The organism is Hydrogenophaga defluvii, assembly GCF_042665235.1.
Lineage (GTDB): Bacteria > Pseudomonadota > Gammaproteobacteria > Burkholderiales > Burkholderiaceae_C > Hydrogenophaga > Hydrogenophaga defluvii_A.
In genome coordinates, this window is sequence record NZ_JBHTBZ010000089.1 from 170,542 (window position 1) to 185,115 (window position 14,574).

The 14,574-nt window shown below is 66.0% G+C and carries 17 protein-coding genes; 9 read left to right on the forward strand and 8 right to left on the reverse strand.

Annotated features, from left to right (window positions below; translation table 11 throughout):
• Positions 1 to 3 precede the first annotated feature (3 nt).
• The 3 genes from ACFQU0_RS21765 to gshA form a co-directional block, all read right to left on the reverse strand.
• Positions 4 to 216 carry a biotin/lipoyl-binding carrier protein gene (locus ACFQU0_RS21765; protein ID WP_382204353.1) on the reverse strand — a complete coding sequence of 71 codons (213 nt, stop codon included), beginning with the start codon at positions 214 to 216 and terminating at the stop codon, positions 4 to 6.
• An 84-nt stretch (positions 217 to 300) separates the two neighbouring features.
• Positions 301 to 1,251: a ribosome biogenesis GTPase YlqF gene (gene ylqF, locus ACFQU0_RS21770; RefSeq protein WP_382204355.1), complete on the reverse strand. Its 951-nt coding sequence runs from the start codon at positions 1,249 to 1,251 to the stop codon at positions 301 to 303.
• A 19-nt stretch (positions 1,252 to 1,270) separates the two neighbouring features.
• Positions 1,271 to 2,818 carry a glutamate--cysteine ligase gene (gene gshA, locus ACFQU0_RS21775; protein WP_382204357.1) on the reverse strand — a complete coding sequence of 516 codons (1,548 nt, stop codon included), beginning with the start codon at positions 2,816 to 2,818 and terminating at the stop codon, positions 1,271 to 1,273.
• A 156-nt stretch (positions 2,819 to 2,974) separates the two neighbouring features.
• On the opposite strand from gshA, the gene ACFQU0_RS21780 reads away from it, so the two are divergent.
• Positions 2,975 to 3,574, forward strand: coding sequence for a carboxymuconolactone decarboxylase family protein (locus ACFQU0_RS21780; RefSeq protein ID WP_382204358.1), 600 nt, complete (start codon positions 2,975 to 2,977; stop codon positions 3,572 to 3,574).
• Positions 3,575 to 3,662: 88 nt separating this feature from the next.
• Positions 3,663 to 3,899 carry a 2Fe-2S iron-sulfur cluster-binding protein gene (locus ACFQU0_RS21785; protein WP_382204391.1) on the forward strand — a complete coding sequence of 79 codons (237 nt, stop codon included), beginning with the start codon at positions 3,663 to 3,665 and terminating at the stop codon, positions 3,897 to 3,899.
• Here the strand turns inward: ACFQU0_RS21785 and ACFQU0_RS21790 are convergent.
• Positions 3,896 to 4,783 (reverse strand): dienelactone hydrolase family protein, encoded by an 888-nt coding sequence (locus tag ACFQU0_RS21790; protein WP_382204360.1) that lies wholly within the window; start codon positions 4,781 to 4,783, stop codon positions 3,896 to 3,898. The two genes, ACFQU0_RS21785 and ACFQU0_RS21790, sit on opposite strands and share 4 nt — an antisense overlap.
• 123 nt (positions 4,784 to 4,906) lie before the next feature.
• Here ACFQU0_RS21790 and ACFQU0_RS21795 point away from each other — a divergent pair, with 123 nt between their 5' ends.
• Entirely contained in the window at positions 4,907 to 5,452 is a 546-nt protein-coding gene (locus ACFQU0_RS21795; protein WP_382204362.1) for a DUF4399 domain-containing protein, read from the forward strand.
• Between the two features lie 99 nt (positions 5,453 to 5,551).
• On the opposite strand, the gene ACFQU0_RS21800 is transcribed toward ACFQU0_RS21795, so the two are convergent.
• Positions 5,552 to 6,538: an NADPH:quinone oxidoreductase family protein gene (locus tag ACFQU0_RS21800; protein WP_382204364.1), complete on the reverse strand. Its 987-nt coding sequence runs from the start codon at positions 6,536 to 6,538 to the stop codon at positions 5,552 to 5,554.
• Positions 6,539 to 6,639: 101 nt separating this feature from the next.
• On the opposite strand from ACFQU0_RS21800, the gene surE reads away from it, so the two are divergent.
• Genes surE through rlmD form a run of 4 tightly spaced genes read left to right on the forward strand, consistent with a single transcriptional unit; the run spans position 6,640 to position 10,602 of the window.
• Positions 6,640 to 7,416, forward strand: a complete 777-nt coding sequence (surE, locus tag ACFQU0_RS21805; RefSeq protein WP_382204366.1) for a 5'/3'-nucleotidase SurE — start codon at positions 6,640 to 6,642, stop codon at positions 7,414 to 7,416.
• 1 nt (position 7,417) lies between these two features.
• Positions 7,418 to 8,182 carry a protein-L-isoaspartate(D-aspartate) O-methyltransferase gene (locus tag ACFQU0_RS21810; protein ID WP_382204367.1) on the forward strand — a complete coding sequence of 255 codons (765 nt, stop codon included), beginning with the start codon at positions 7,418 to 7,420 and terminating at the stop codon, positions 8,180 to 8,182.
• Between the two features lie 51 nt (positions 8,183 to 8,233).
• Complete coding sequence (locus ACFQU0_RS21815; protein WP_382204369.1) at positions 8,234 to 9,088, forward strand: peptidoglycan DD-metalloendopeptidase family protein; 855 nt, start codon at positions 8,234 to 8,236, stop codon at positions 9,086 to 9,088.
• Between the two features lie 44 nt (positions 9,089 to 9,132).
• Positions 9,133 to 10,602 (forward strand): 23S rRNA (uracil(1939)-C(5))-methyltransferase RlmD, encoded by a 1,470-nt coding sequence (gene rlmD / locus ACFQU0_RS21820; RefSeq protein ID WP_382204371.1) that lies wholly within the window; start codon positions 9,133 to 9,135, stop codon positions 10,600 to 10,602.
• Between the two features lie 6 nt (positions 10,603 to 10,608).
• On the opposite strand, the gene ACFQU0_RS21825 is transcribed toward rlmD, so the two are convergent.
• Both ACFQU0_RS21825 and ACFQU0_RS21830 read right to left on the reverse strand, forming a co-directional pair.
• Positions 10,609 to 11,154, reverse strand: coding sequence for a hypothetical protein (locus ACFQU0_RS21825; RefSeq protein WP_382204373.1), 546 nt, complete (start codon positions 11,152 to 11,154; stop codon positions 10,609 to 10,611).
• A gap of 103 nt (positions 11,155 to 11,257) precedes the next feature.
• Entirely contained in the window at positions 11,258 to 11,950 is a 693-nt protein-coding gene (locus ACFQU0_RS21830; protein ID WP_382204375.1) for a Bax inhibitor-1 family protein, read from the reverse strand.
• A gap of 197 nt (positions 11,951 to 12,147) precedes the next feature.
• On the opposite strand from ACFQU0_RS21830, the gene ACFQU0_RS21835 reads away from it, so the two are divergent.
• Entirely contained in the window at positions 12,148 to 12,555 is a 408-nt protein-coding gene (locus ACFQU0_RS21835; RefSeq protein ID WP_382204377.1) for a GlcG/HbpS family heme-binding protein, read from the forward strand.
• A 75-nt stretch (positions 12,556 to 12,630) separates the two neighbouring features.
• Here the strand turns inward: ACFQU0_RS21835 and ACFQU0_RS21840 are convergent, their stop codons facing one another.
• Complete coding sequence (locus ACFQU0_RS21840; RefSeq protein WP_382204379.1) at positions 12,631 to 13,605, reverse strand: Bug family tripartite tricarboxylate transporter substrate binding protein; 975 nt, start codon at positions 13,603 to 13,605, stop codon at positions 12,631 to 12,633.
• Positions 13,606 to 13,689: 84 nt separating this feature from the next.
• Here ACFQU0_RS21840 and ACFQU0_RS21845 point away from each other — a divergent pair, with 84 nt between their 5' ends.
• On the forward strand, positions 13,690 to 14,481 hold the full coding sequence (locus ACFQU0_RS21845; protein ID WP_382204381.1) for an IclR family transcriptional regulator: 792 nt from the start codon (positions 13,690 to 13,692) through the stop codon (positions 14,479 to 14,481).
• Positions 14,482 to 14,574: the final 93 nt, after the last annotated feature.

A 14,574-nucleotide genomic window follows, 5' to 3' on the forward strand; every position in this document is an offset into this window, starting at 1 on the left:
GCTTCAGTCCAGACGCACCAGCCATTGGCCGTCGGCCACGGCATCACCCTCGGCCACCAGCAGCTCGGTCACGGTGCCGCTGCTGGGGCTTTCCACCGGGATTTCCATCTTCATCGATTCGACGATCAGCAGCGTGTCACCCGCCTGCACCGATTGACCCACCGCCACTTCCAGCTTCCAGACGCTGCCGCTCACTTCGGACAGAATTTTTTTCATGTTGTGTTCCTTTTGTGAATCATCAGATTGTTAACAATATGAGACCAAAAATCACCCGGGTTTTCCCGGGTGGGTTGGGTTGGTTCAGTGGTCGGTCGGCGTCGAGGGGCGTGGCGCGCGGCCCTTGCGCGCCGCTTCCTTGGCGGCCTTCTCCAACGCGCGCTGAGCTTCTGCGGCGTCGGCGGCGGTTTTCCAGGTCACGAATGCCTCAGGCGTTTCCAGCGTCACACGGCCCAGCTGGCCGCCACGGAACTCGGTCAGCACGATCTCGGCGGCCTTCTGCAAGTCCACCCGACCTTTGCCTTGCAGGCAGCCGCGCCGCGCGCCGATGGCCGAGAGCAGGGCCTCGTCGTTGCCTACGTCCAGGCTGGGCAGCTTGTAGCGGGCGGTGAGGCCGGCGGCGTAGTGTTCGCGCAGGTAGCCCAGCAGGGCCATGGCCACGTCGCGTTCGTCGTAGGCGTTGCGGCCCACAGCACCGCTGGCAGCCAGCCGGTAGCCGCTTTCGGGCACGGTGATCTTGGGCCACAACATGCCGGGTGTGTCGTACAGGTAGACGTCGTCGGCCAGCACCACGCGCTGTTCGCGCCGGGTGATACCCGCTTCGTCACCCGTGTGGGCGGCGCGTTTTTTCACCAGGCTGTTGATGAGGGTGGACTTGCCCACGTTGGGGATGCCACAAATCAGCACCCGCATGGGCTTGACCATGCCGCCGCGCGCCGGGTCGAGCTCGAAGCAGGCCTTGATGAGTTTTTGCGCCGGTGCGATCTCGCTGGCGTCCAGCAGCACCGCGCGGGTTTGGGGCTGGGCGTTGTAGTGGGCCAGCCAGAGGGTGTTGCGATCGGGGTCGGCCAGGTCTTGTTTGTTGAGCACCTTGAGCGTGGGCTTGGTGCCGATGAGCGAGGCCAGCAGCGGGTTGGCGCTGGAGCCGGGCAGGCGCGCGTCCAGCAGTTCGATCACCACGTCGGTGTCGTCCAGGCGCTCGGTGATGGCCTTGCGCGTGAGGTGCATGTGGCCGGGAAACCACTGGATCGTCATGGTGGTGGTGCCCCCAAGCTCAGGCCGCGACGCGGGGCCGTCCCAGGCGCTCGGCCGAGGTGTAGCGCTGCAGGTAGATGTCGAACGGTAGGCTGTCGCTGGCCTCGATCTTTTTCTGCTCTTCGACCGATGCCGCCGCCATGGCCTGGAAGCGGGCCTGTTGGGCATCGCTCCAAGGGAGTGCCAGCAGGTGGTCTTGCGTGAGGTGCGAACGCTCACGCACAAACGACACGAAGGCGTTGTTGTGTTCGCCGGTGATGGCCTGCAACACCCGGGCCGAGGGCAGCTCGTCTGGCCGGGTCAGTTTGTTCCGGGCATCGGCCACGGCGCGGCTGTAGGCGTCGGTGCCGTGGGCGGCGTCCAGCGCCTGGGCAATGGGCACACATTGCGCCACGATCTCCGCACCCCAGGCCGTCAGCGCGATTTCCTCGCCACTGCGAAGCAGCGTCAGGCCCGGCTCGCGCCCGCGCGCGGCGGTCAGGTGCTGGTTGTGCTTGAGCTCGTCGATTTCCTGCGGCGTGTCGGGCGGGCTGTCGGTTTGCAGACAGTGCAACAGGAACACGTCCAAAAATCGCAGCGTCTGGGCGTTGATGCCCACAGGCTCAAACGGGTCCAGGTCCATCAAGCGCACTTCCACGTACTCCACGCCCCGCTCGCGCAGCGCGTGCAGCGGGCGTTCGCCGGGGAAAATCACCCGCTTGGGACGGATGGTGCCGTAGAACTCGTTTTCGATCTGCAACAGCGTGGTGGCCAGCTGGTTGTAGTCGCCGCCGGGGTTGCGTATGCCGACCTGTTCGTAGGCCGGGTAGGGGCGGGTCAGGGCGTCGTGCAGCGAGGCGGCGTAGCCCTCCAGGCTGTTGTAGCTCACCGCCAACGTGGCTTGAGCGTCGCTCTGGTAGCCCAGGCGGCCCATGCGCAGCGAGGTGCCGTGGGGCATGTACATGCTGCCTTCGCCCAGTGGCAGCAGTTCGTGCTGGCGGCCTTCCACGAAGGTTTTGCACAGGGCGGGCGACGCGCCGAACAGCGTCAGCAGCAAAAAAGCGTGGCGGCGGAAGTTGCGGATCAGGCCGAAATAGCCCTCGCTGTCCACCCCTGGCAGCGACCAGTTGTAGTGGATGCCCGAGATGGTCTGCATGCGTCGGCCATAGCGGTGACCGAGGCCCATGCGGTAGACACTTTTGGCGCGACCCACGTTGGACGAGCCGTAGCGACCCAGCGGAATGGTCTCATCGGTGGGCAGGCCACAGGGCATACTGGACACCCACAACATCTCGTCGCCCAGCTCGCGCATGGCGCGGTAGGTGAACTGGTGGATCTCGGTCAGTTCGGCCAGGCAGGCGTCCACCCCGGCGTGCACGCCGGTGATCAGCTCCAGCTGGGATTCGCTGTAGTCGGTGGTGATGTGCGGGTGGGTGAGGGCGGAGCCCAGCGCTGCGGGGTGCGGTGTGAGCGCCAAAGCGCCGCTGGGCAAGGCGCGCAGGCTTTCTTTCTCGATGCCACGGCGAATGCCGCGCAGCGTGTCGGCCGACAGTGTGGCCCGTCCATCCATCCCGCCTGTCGTGTTCATAGGCTTTTGTACAAATTCTTTTGAAGGGCAGGGAACATACCACGAGCCGTGGCCGGCTGTCGGCGTCGGCCGGCGAGACGGATGTGCCATGCGGGCATCGCGGTGCCGGCAAGCGAAAATGGTTTTTTTGTGCTGATTTGCACCACCGGAGGCCCCATGTCCCGCTTGACACCCTTGCCCGCCGACCACACGCCGGAGTTGGCGGACCACTTCAATTTTTTCCTTGGCACGTTGGGCTTTACCCCCAACAGCGTGTTGACCATGCAGCGCAAGCCAGGCCTGGTGCGGGCGTTTGCACAGTTGAACGCGGCCGTCATGGACCCGTCCGGCGAGGTGGACCTGGGCCTGCGCCGCCTGATCGGGCACGTGGCGAGCAAGGCCAGCGGCTGCCTCTACTGCCAGGCGCACACGCTCTTGGGCGCGTCCAACTTTGGCGTCCCTGCCGACAAACTGGCCGCCGTGTGGGACCACGCGCACAGCCCGCTGTTCAGCCCGGCCGAACGGGTGGCGCTGGATTTCGCGCTGGCCGCTGCCAGCCAGCCCAACGCCGTCACGGACGAACTGTTCGAGGCCTTGCGCGCGCACTGGAGCGAGGCCCAGATTGTGGAGATCCTGGGTGTGGTCGCCATGTTCGGGTTTCTCAACCGCTGGAACGACAGCATGGCCACGCCGCTGGAGGCGGTGCCCGCTGCAGTGGCGCAGCGGGCGGCAGACACAGCCGGCCAAGCGTGGTCGGCGGGCAAACACGAACGCTGAAGCTTTGACCAACCCCGTCGTGCGTCCCGTTGCGTCGGGCGAACCACCACACCGCTTGCAGGTGTGCTTGTGGCCTGGCGAACCCGAAGTGGAGGTGCCGGTGCCGCCCGGCCAGACCCTGCTGCTGGCCATGCTGGCGCAGGGGGTGGCGTGGCCCCGGTCTTGCCGCAATGGCACCTGCCGCACCTGCCTGGGCCGGCTGGCCGAAGGCAGCGTGCGCCACACCGTGGACTGGCCCGGCCTCAGCGCGGAGGAAAAGGCCGAGGGCTGCATCCTGCCCTGTGTGGCCGTGCCACTGAGCGACGTGACCCTGCTGCCGCCCTAGCTCAGGTGGGTCTTGAAAAAGTCCAACGTGCGGCCCCAGGCCAGTTGCGCAGCCGCCGCGTCAAAACGGGGGGTGGTGTCGTTGTTGAAGCCGTGCTGTGTGCCGGGGTAGGTGTGCGCGGTGTAGCGCACGTTGGCGGCTTTCAGCTCTTTTTCGTAGGCTGGCCAGGCGGCGTTGATGCGTTCGTCCACCGCGGCAAAGTGGATCAGCAGCGGCGACTTGACCCAGGCCGCGTCCTCGGCCGGTGGGTGGTTGCCGTAGAAGGGCACGGCCGCCGCCAGGTCGGGCACTTGGGTGGACAGCATGTGGGCGATGCCCCCGCCGTAACAAAAACCCACCACGCCCACCTTGCCGCTGCTCTCGGGCCGGGCTTTGAGCACGCTGTATGCAGCCAGGAAGTCCTCGCGGCACTTGGCCTGGTCGAGCTGCGCAAACAGCGCGCGCGCCTTGTCTTCGTCGCCGGGGTAGCCGCCCAGGGGCGTGAGCATGTCGGGCGCAAAGGCGAGGTAGCCGTCCAGCGCCATGCGGCGGGTGATGTCTTCGATGTGGGGATTCAGGCCCCGGTTTTCGTGCACCACCAACACGCTGGGCAATTTGCCGCCGGCGCTGGCCGGGCGCGCCAGATAAGCCTTGACCGTGCCGTGCCCCTTGGGTGAGGCGTAGTCGATGCGGCTGGTCACCAGGCGCGCGTCGTCCGGCTTGACCACTTGCGCTTCAGCGAACTTGGGGCTGAGCGCCGCGAGCAAACCCGCCGCTGTGAGGCCGCCCACCGCAAACTTGCGCGCGCGGTCCAGAAAGGTGCGGCGGTCGATGTCGCCATGGACATAGGCGTCAAACAGGATCAGCAGTTCCTGGTCGAAATCGGCGGCGGTTTGTTGTGGCATGGGTGTCTCCGTGGCGGTGAAGCGGCCAATTTAGGGGCAGCGTGTGGTGCTTGCCAAGTGCCGTGGCTTTACTTGGGCAGGGCCGGGGGTTACTCTGGTGCCCCACCCCACCGGAGATATCTCATGCGCCCGTTCACTTTCACCCTGTGTGTGTTGCCGTTTGTGCTGGGCGGCTGCGCCGGACACCATGAACACCACCGCCAGATGATGGGCGCTGGTATGGGGGGTGGCATGGGCGGACATGCCGGCCACGCCGTCGCAACCCCCCCGGCCCGCACCGACTCCAGCCTGGCCATGCTGCCCTCGGGCTACAAGAAGGTGGTCGCGCCGGCCGGTTCCAGGGTGTATTTCATCGACCTCAAGAACGGCGACACGGTGGCCAGCCCGCTGACGGTTCATTTTGGGCTGCAAGGTATGGGCGTGGCCCCAGCCGGCATGGAAAAAGAGGGCACCGGCCACCACCACCTGCTGGTGGATGTGGATGCCTTTGATGTGAACGCCCCCTTGCCAGCCGATGCGCGACACCGCCACTTTGGCGCCGGGCAAACCGAGGTGTCACTCACCCTCACGCCAGGCACCCACACGCTGCAACTGGTGCTGGCCGATCAGAACCACATTCCCCACCACCCGCCGGTGATGAGCGAACGCATCACCGTGACGGTGAAGTGAGCAGCGCAGCGCCGACCGCCGCGCCGGGCCGCCCCGAGCAAGGACGCACGCCTTCTGGGGGCTGCGACCCATGGCAGCGGTGGCGCGTGGGGGCCAGGCTCAGTTGACCAACACCAGTTTGCCCTTGACGGAGCGCGAGCCCATCACCGCGTAGGCTGTCTTGAGCTCGCTCATGGGCAGGGTGCGGTCGATCACTGGTTTGACCTTGCCCGTGGCATACCACTGCGCCAGGGTGGCCATGTCGGCCGCGTTGGCCTTGGGTTCGCGTCTGGCGTAGTCGCCCCAGAACACGCCCACGATGGACGCGCCTTTGAGCAGCGCCAGATTGAGCGGCAAGCTGGGAATGGGGCCGCTGGCAAAACCCACCACCAGGTAGCGCCCGCGCCAGGCGATGGAGCGGAAGGCCGGCTCGGCGAAGTCGCCGCCCACGGGGTCGTAAATCACGTCGGCCCCTTTGCCGCCGGTCAGGCGCTTGATCTCGTCGCGCAGGCCGCCGGTCGGGGTGTGCACGCTGTAATTGATGACCTCGTCGGCACCTTCGGCTTTGCACAACGCGCACTTCTCATCGGTGGAGGCGGCGGCGATCACACGCGCGCCTGCCGCTTTCGCGATCTGGATGGCCGCCGTGCCCACACCGCCGGCCGCGCCCAGGATGAGCACCGTTTCACCCGCCTTCAGCGCGGCCCGGTCGATCAGTGCGTGGTAGGACGTGGCGTAGATCATGATGAAGGCCGCCGCGTCCACATGGCCAAAACCGTCGGGCAGCGGAAAACACAGGGCGGCGGGTGCCAGTGTGTGGGTGCCAAAGCCACCGGTGCCGCTGAGGCAGGCCACGTTCTGGCCCACTTTCAGGTGTGTGACACCTTCGCCCACCGCGTCGACCACCCCCGCGTACTCAGACCCCGGCACAAAAGGCAGCGGGGGCTTCATCTGGTACTTGTTCTGCACGATGAGCAGATCGGGGAAGTTCAGGCTGGCGGCCTTGATGGCGATGCGCACCTGACCGGCCTGGGGTTCCGGCGTGGGCAGCTCCTTCCAGGTCAGGGCGTCCACGCCCACGGGGTTTTCGCAAAGCCAGGCTTGCATGCTCGTCTCCGGTGGTGTCACACAAAACGGGCATCATAGGCACGCGGTTTCTGCTTGGGCAGCGCCGCTTGTCTCTGGTGCGACGCATAGAATTCCTGACAATGAAAATCCTCCTGTCCAACGACGACGGTTACCAGGCGCCCGGCATCATCGCCCTCTACGAGGCCTTGTTGCCACTGGGTGAGGTTGAGGTGGTGGCGCCCGAGCACAACAACAGCGCCAAATCCAATGCCCTCACGCTGCATTCGCCGCTCTATGTGCACCGTGCTTCCAACGGCTTTCGTTATGTCAACGGCACGCCGGCCGACTGTGTGCACATCGCGCTGACCGGCCTGCTGGGCTACAAGCCCGACCTGGTGGTATCTGGCATCAACAACGGCGCCAACATGGGCGACGACACCATTTATTCGGGCACCGTGGGCGCGGCCATGGAGGGTTTTTTGTTTGGCATTCCCGCGGTGGCTTTTTCGCAGACGGAGAAGGGCTGGAAACACCTGGACACCGCTGCCGCTAAAGCGCATGAGCTGGTGAAACACCTGATCGCCTCGTTGCCGCCCAGCGGCACGGCGCACGCCGATCCCTGGCTGCTCAACGTCAACATGCCCTGTGTGCCGGCCGATCAGATGAAGGGCTTCAAGGTCGCTCGACTGGGCCGACGCCACGCTGCCGAGCCCGTCATCACCCAGACCAGCCCACGCGGTGAAACCATGTACTGGATTGGTGGTGCCGGTGCCGCCAAGGACGATGCCGAGGGCACCGACTTTCATGCCACTGCGCAGGGCTACGCCACCATCACGCCGCTGCATGTGGACCTGACCGACCACCAGCGCCTGCCGTACTGGGTACAGACTGCGGCGGCCTTGTCGCACCTGCGCTGAGATGAACGCGCCAAAACCCCGGCCTGGATTCCCCGCGCGCCTGCCGTTGGGGCCAGCAGCGCCCACGCCAGCGCGCGTCAGGCCCTTGGCACCACCCGGAACGCCCGCCAGCAGCGGTGTGGGTCTGGATTCGCACGCGGTACGCCAAGCCATGGTTCGCAAACTCAGTGCCCTGGGCATTGGCCACCCACAGGTGCTGGCCGCCATGGGCACGGTGGAGCGGCACCGCTTTGTGGATTCGGCCCTGGTCAACCAGGCCTACGAAGACACCAGCCTGCCCATCGGGCTGGGCCAGACCATTTCCAAACCCAACGTGGTGGCCCGCATGCTGGAGTTGCTGTGCCATGGCCGCAGCCTGCCCCTGGGGCGGGTGTTGGAAGTGGGCACGGGTTGTGGCTACCAGGCCGCCGTGATGAGCCTGCTGGCCAAAGAGGTCTACAGCATCGAGCGCCTGCGCGGCCTGCATGACAAGGCGCGCGAGAACCTGCGCCCGTTGCGCCTGCCCAACCTGCACCTGTTGCTGGGCGATGGCATGTTGGGATTTGCCGCCGGGGCGCCTTACGCCGGCATCGTGGCGGCGGCCGGTGGGGAGGCCATTCCCGGCGCATGGACCGACCAGTTGGCGGTGGGCGGGCGTTTGGTGGCGCCTGCCGCCTTGCAGCCTGGGCGGCAGCACCTCGTGGTGATCGACAAGACACTTAACGGTCTGCAACAAACTGTGCTCGAGCCGGTGCACTTCGTGCCCCTAAAATCCGGGGTTGTTTGACCACCGCCGCGCCGCCCCAGGGCGACCCGTGGCACAGGCGAGGAAATTTGCATGAAAACAGGAACAACGCGGCTTGCGCTGCTGGTCGCGGCGCTGGTGTTGGCGGGTTGCACCACACAGCGGCTGGGCCAGAAGGCGCCGGTGGTGGACCGCAGCACCACACGCGCACCGGCCGCCGCCGACAGTGGCCCCACCGGCAGCGCTGGCGTGGCGCCCGCTTTGCCCGGTGCTGAAAACGCGGGCAAACCCGGCTATTTCACCGTGCGCCCGGGCGATACGCTGATCCGCATCGGCTTGGAAACGGGCCAGAACTGGCGCGACATCCAGGCTTGGAACCAACTGACCAACCCCAACCTCATCGAGGTCGGGCAGGTGTTGCGGGTCGCGCCTCCCGGCGTTGATTCCTCGCAGCCGGCCGCCGCGCCGGTGAGTTCGGGCACGGTGGCGGCACGTCCCTTGCCAGCCCCTGGCACCAGCGCGCCGCCAGCGACCAGCCCGGTGGCTCCGGCCACCGCGCCCGCCGCAGCGGCGTCTGCGGATGCGGTGGCTTTCGTCTGGCCGGTGGCCGGCAGCGTGATCGAGACCTTCGATGAAGCCAAAAACAAGGGCGTGGACATTGCGGGCAAGCTCGGCGAGCCTGTGCTGGCCGCGGCCGACGGGCGGGTGGTGTACGCCGGTGCCGGCCTGCGTGGCTACGGCAACCTCATCATCCTCAAGCACAACAACACCTACCTCACCGCCTACGCCCATAACCAGAGTTTGCTGGTGCGCGAAGACCAGGCGGTCAAGCAGGGCCAGAAGATCGCCGAGATGGGCAGCAGCGACGCCGACCGTGTGAAGCTGCACTTTGAAGTGCGCCGCCAGGGCAAGCCGGTCGATCCGCTCAAATACCTGCCGGGGCGTTGAGGGCCCCAGGCTGGCGAGGGCGCCGGCCTGAGACAATCGGGGGCATGAGCCATTTGCCCCTTCCCGAATCTGAAAAACCCTCTGAAGCCGCGCCCAGCGGCCTGCCCGCTGGCTGGCTGCGCATCGACGCGCTGGACATCGAAGCCCAGGGCGTCGCCCGCCGCGATGACGGCAAGGTCATCTTCATCGAAGGCGCGTTGCCGGGCGAGTTGGTCAGCGCCAGCACCCACCGCAAAAAGAACAACTGGGAACAGGCCACGCTGACGGCGCTGCACACCACCAGTTCGCAGCGCGTCACGCCTGGTTGCCCCCACTTTGGGTTGCACGCCGGGGCTTGCGGCGGTTGCAAGATGCAGCACCTGCACGTGGGTGCCCAGGTCGCCATCAAGCAGCGCGTGTTGGAGGACAACCTCTGGCACCTGGGCAAGGTCAAGGCCGAGATGGTGCTGCGGCCCATCGAAGGTCCCGCCTGGGGTTACCGCTGGCGCGCCCGGCTGTCGGTGCGCCACGTGGTCAAAAAGGGCACCGTGCTGGTGGGCTTTCACGAGCGCAAGAGCCGCTACGTGGCCGACATGAGCGAATGCCATGTGCTGCCGCCGCACGTGAGCGACATGCTGCCGCGGCTGCGCGAACTGATCGGCGCCATGGATGCCTGTGACACCTGTCCCCAAATCGAACTCGCCTGCGGCGACCACACCACCGCCCTGGTGCTGCGCCACCTGGAGCCGCTGAGTGACGGCGATGTGCAGAAGCTGCGCGACTTTGCCACCGCCCACGCCGAACACGGCCTGCAGTGGTGGCTGCAACCCAAGGGGCCCGACACCGTGCACCTGCTGGACCCGGCGCCCGACGGCCGGCAGCTGTCGTATGCCTTGCCTGAATTTGGCGTGGTCATGCCTTTCAAACCCACCGACTTCACCCAGGTCAACCCCCACATCAACCGCGTGCTGGTGGGCCGCGCGTTGCGCCTGCTGGGCGTACAGCGCCAAGAGCGCGTGATCGACTGGTTCTGTGGCTTGGGCAACTTCACCCTGCCGCTGGCCACCCAGGCGGGCGAGGTGCTGGGTATCGAAGGCAGCGACACCCTGGTGCAGCGTGCCACCGACAACGCCGCCCGCAACCGCGCCGCTTCACCGCAGCAGCTTTGGGCGCCCACACGTTTTGTGGCGCGCAACCTGTTCGAGATGACCCCGGCCATGCTGGTGGCCGACGGCGCGGCCGACAAGTGGCTGGTGGACCCGCCACGCGAAGGCGCTTTTGCCCTGGTCAAGGCCTTGGCCGATCTGCACCAGCAGTCACTGGGGCTGGCCGAGCCAGGCACGGAGGTGGATTTGGCCGGCTGGACGCCGCCCCAGCGCATCGTCTACGTGAGCTGCAACCCTGCCACGCTGGCGCGCGACGCCGGTTTGCTGGTGCACCAGGCCGGCTACCGCTGCACGGCGGCCGGGGCGGTCAACATGTTCCCGCACACCGCGCACGTGGAAAGCGTGGCGGTGTTTGAGCGAGCTGCCTGAAAACGCTCAGTTGCTGCGTTGAGCCGGCGTGGTGGTGGGGCGCGTGCTGCCCGCACTGCCTGCGCTGCCGTTGGCCGGTCGCGTGGGTGTGGACACCGCGCCTGGCGCCGGCAACACCGGACGGATGGACGGGATGGTGCCTGCCGAGGTGGGGCGCACGGCAGAGGTTGTAGCGCTGCTGCCAGCGCGGGCGTTTTGGGTGCCTCCCTTGCCCAATGGCTCGCCATCGGCCGTTTCGTCGATCATGGTTGGCTTGGGTTTGGGCGGCATGGACGCGATCTTGTTCTCGCGCATGTACTCGTCCATCTCGCGCCAGCCCGCAAACACCGCCGCCTTGTTGGCGCGGGTGTTGTTCTGGTAACACTCCTCGATGCTGCGCTCGGCATGCCGGCACCCGCTGCCAATGGCCTTGCCCTCGGCTTCCTTCTGCGCGGCGATCTGGGCGGCGGTTTCGATGCCCAGGATGCCCATGACGTCGCAACCACCCAGTGCCAGCACCAGGGGCAAAGCGGCCCAGCGCAGGCGAAAGAATGGACGCGAAATGGTGCTCATGGCTTTATTGTCGGCCGACTGGGTGCAAAACTTAAAGACGTTTAAAACGAAAAAGGAGCCCGCAGGCTCCTTTTTGGGTTGGGCTTGCGCCAAATCAGGTGAATCAGTCGCGCTCGCCGCCGAAGATGCCCAGCAAGGCCAGCAGGCTCTGGAAGATGTTGAACACGCTCAGGTACAGGCCCAGGGTGGCACTGATGTAATTGGTTTCGCCGCCGTCGACGATGCGCTTGAGGTCGTACAGCAGGAAGCCGCTGAAGACAATGATGGCCATCACGCTCAACACGGCCATGCCGATGGGGCTGCCCACAAACACGTTGATGATGCCGCCGATCAGGATGCCGATGGCGCCAATGAACAGCCACTTGCCCATGCCCGACAGATCCTTTTTGATGACCGTGGACAGGCTGGCCATGACCAGGAAGATGCCGGCCGTGCCGCCAAAGGCGGTCATGATCAACTCGCTGCCGTTCTTGAAGCCCAGCACCTGCGCCAGCAGGCGCGAGAGCATCAGGCCCATGAAAAAGGTGAAGGCCAGCAGCACCGGCACGCCGGCGGCCGAGTTCTTGGTTTTTTCGATCGCGAACATGAAGCCGAAGGCACCGCCGAGGAACACGATCAGGCCCATGAAGCCGGTCAGGCCGGCCGTGATGCCGGTGGACACGCCCACCCAGGCGCCCAGCACCGTGGGCAACATGGACAAGGCCAGCAGCCAGTAGGTGTTGCGCATGACGCGGTTGCGTTGTTCGGCGCTGGCCACGCCGCCATAGCCGTCGTAAGTCTGGGTGTTGAGGTTCATGGTGTCGCTCCTTGGGTGTATGTGGGGCGGCTGCCCGAAATAACAAGTTCAACCTGGCCGATGCAAGTTGGGCGCATTGTAGGGCGCTCAGAGGTCATGGGTGAATTGACCTCAATCGCCGGAATGGCTCACCAAGCGGCTGTGGGCTGCGGTTAAGCTTGCTGCCTTCCAAAGACTCACTCCCGCAGGAAAAGTTCATGAAAAACAAAGCTGTACTCGAATTGGCCGATGTCAAGGCCGTGGCCGCCGCCGCTGAAGCCGAAGCGATCAAGAACAACTGGGCCGTCACCATCGCCATCGTGGACGACGGTGGTCACCTGCTGTGGCTGCAGCGCCTGGACGGCGCGCCTGCCATCTCAGCGCACATCGCGCCCGCCAAGGCGCACACCGCCGCGCTGGGCCGCCGCGAAAGCAAGGTCTACGAAGACGTGATCAACCAGGGCCGCACCTCTTTCCTGAGCGCGCCCACCGTGGCCGGCATGCTCGAAGGCGGCGTGCCCGTGATGAAGGACGGCCAGTGCATCGGCGCCGTGGGCGTGAGCGGCGTCAAGTCCAACGAAGACGCGCAGATCGCGCGCGCCGGCATCGCGGCCATCGGTCTCTGATCGTCCCTTCGCCGATGTGAAAAAGCCGCCTGGCAGCGATGCCGGGCGGCTTTTTTTGGGGGGTCGCGCAGGCGGTCAGTCCAGCGTGATCTTCTGTGCCTTGATGAGCTGGTGCCAGCGCACGGTCTCGGTCTTGATCAGGTCGGCGTACTGGGCGGGCGTGCTGCCCACGGGCTCGATGCCGAAGTCGATCAGTTTTTGTTTCACGGCGGGCTGGTTGATGGCGGTGGCGATCTGTTTTTGCAGCGTGTTCACCACGTCAACCGGCGTGCCTGCGGGGGCCACCACGCCCACCTGTGCGGATGCCTCTACCTTGGCCAGGCCCAGCTCGGCGAAGGTGGGCACGTCCGGCAGTTGTGGCAGGCGGGTGGGGTTGGCCACGGCCAGCGGGCGGACTTTGCCGCTCTTGATGAAGCCTGCGCCGGCTGCCATGTCCACCATCATGGCCGGGATCTGGCCACCGGCCAGGTCGGTCAGCGCGGGTGCGGCGCCCCGGTAGGGAATGTGCACCATGTGCAGGCCGGCGTTGACCTTGAGCAACTCCATGGCCAGGTGGTGTGGGCTGCCGGCGCCGGCCGAACCGAAGCTCACGCTGCCAGGGCGGGCCTTGGCCTTGGCGATGAAGTCTTTGGCGTCCTTGGCGTCCGAGCCGGGGCCGGCCACCAGAATCATGGGGAACTTGCCCATCAGGGTCACGGGCAGCAGGTCTTTTTCCGGGCTGTACGACAGCTTGGCGTACAGCGCCGAGTTGAACACCATGGTGCCGTTGTCGGCCGACAAAATGGTGTAGCCGTCGGCCGCCGAGCGGGCCACGTCGGAGGCTGCGATGGCGGTGTTGCCGCCCGGTTTGTTGTCTACCAGCACGGGTTGGCCCATCTGGCTGGACAGCTGCTGACCGATGGTGCGGGCCAGGAAGTCCGAACCACCACCGGCGGGGTAAGGCACCACCCAGCGGACGGACTTGTTCGGATAGGCTTGTGCTTGCGCGGCACCGGTGGCGCTCAGCAGGGTCAGGGCAGCCAGAGCGGCGGCGTGACGTCGGTTCAACATCTGTGTCTCCTTTGGTCAGAAAACGTCAATTATGCAATGATGTTACGCATTGCGTAAATTTTTCCTTTTTTCGTCTGTCCCACCATGTCCGATACCTCCGCCAACCGCCGCCAGCGTGTGCAATCCGCCGAAACCGGCATGTCCGTGCTCAAGGCCTTGGCCCGGCTGGGCGGCGATGCCAGCCTGACCGCCATCGCCGCCGAGGTGGATGAAAACGCTGCCAAGGTGCACCGCTACTTGCTCAGCCTGGTGCAAGAAGGCATGGTTGCCCAGAACGCGGCCACCCAGCATTACCACCTGGGGCCCGAGTCGGTGCGCATCGGCTTGGCCGCCTTGCGCCAGTGTGACCCGGTGCGCATGGGCGAGATGGCCCTGGTGCGACTGCGTGAGTCGCTGCAGGTGACGTGTTTCATCGCCGTCATGGGCAACCGCGGTCCCACGGTGTTGCGCATCGAAGAACCCTCGCTGCCGGTGACGGTGAACATGCGCGCCGGGTCGGTGTTGCCCTGGCTGTGGTCGGCCTCTGGCCAGGCGTTTCTGGCGTTTTCAGACGACGCCGACATCCGCGTCCAGGCCCAGGCCGAGTTCGATGCCGGCAACGAGGCGCAGCGCTCCATGCTGGCCGGCCCCGACCCGGTGGCGCGTCTGTGCCGTCAGGTCAAGGAACAGGGCTGCGCCATCGTCATCGACACCCTGCTGCGTGGCATCAGCGCGGTGGCCGCGCCCATTTTTGATGCCCGAGGCCGGGTGGTGGCGGTGTTGACCGCGCTGGGTGCGAGCAATGGTTTTGACGCCCGTCCCGGCGGCAAGGTGTGCCCCCAGGTGATGCGCGAGGCGGCCACCATCAGCCACGCCATGGGTTTTGGCCCGGGGTGAACCTGCGATGGCAGGGTGTGTCAGCAGCAAATGAGTTGTCCGGTTCGTAGCAAGTAATCTGTCCGGTTTGTGGAGGAGCGATGCAACACGCCC